Source organism: Chryseobacterium sp. CG10_8 (genome assembly GCF_058117085.1).
Genome location: NZ_JBYVEB010000272.1, coordinates 1 through 694 on the forward strand (window position 1 = coordinate 1; position 694 = coordinate 694).

The following is a 694-nucleotide window of genomic DNA, read 5'->3' on the forward strand; positions in this document are numbered from 1 at the left end:
GAAAAATGAACTGCAAGTTCAGTTTCGACCAAACGAAGCCAATGCTTTTTCAATGAAGTAAACTTACAAAAATATTACGGAATTGAAAAGCAGTGGCGGCGAAGAATATTTAAATTTTCAATTTGAGTATTCAAGCCCGCTTTTGCTAATACACTGTTAGCGGTAGTGCTATTTTTCTCTATTAAGTTCATTCAGTGTTACTTTCGCATTTTTTTGGTATTCCTCAGTAAGATTATAAATATTTCCAAGTTTTTGGCATGCAGTAATAAACGAAATAAAAGAACATAATTCGGAAATTTGCTTTTCAGTATATTCTTCTCTTAAAATTTCAAAATGCTTCTCATTTATTGACTTGTGGTCAATTGCAAATAGCTGTGCAAATGCACAAGCTGAACTTATTTTTTTATCTTCTTGGGAATATTTTGGTTTTCCAGATTTTACCATACAATATTCGCAACCATTTTCAAATGCAATTGTTCTTCGAATTTGTTCCAATAAATTAGAATCTAATTCTGTATTTTGAAAAAGCGAATTTTCCAACTCAATCCATTTTTTGAGTACATCTTTGTTATGTCCAATTAATTTTTCAAATGGGGAATTTCCAAATTCTGATAATTCAATTCTTGTCATAAAATTTTTGATGATTTAATTTTAATGAGTGTTTTGGAAGCATTACCGCTAACGAAAAAGTATT

General features: G+C 29.7%; 1 protein-coding gene. It reads right to left on the reverse strand.

The annotated features are described in order from the left end of the window. Positions 1-168 precede the first annotated feature (168 nt). The gene (locus AC4AGG_RS16690; protein ID WP_489773151.1) at positions 169-630 is read right to left on the reverse strand and encodes a carboxymuconolactone decarboxylase family protein; all 462 of its coding nucleotides are present in this window, start codon (positions 628-630) and stop codon (positions 169-171) included. Between the last annotated feature and the right edge of the window lie 64 nt (positions 631-694).

Coding starts and splice junctions, on each gene's coding strand:
- AC4AGG_RS16690 (WP_489773151.1), bottom strand. CDS start 630: ATGACAAGAATTGAATTATCAGAATTTGGAAATTCCCCATTTGAAAAA.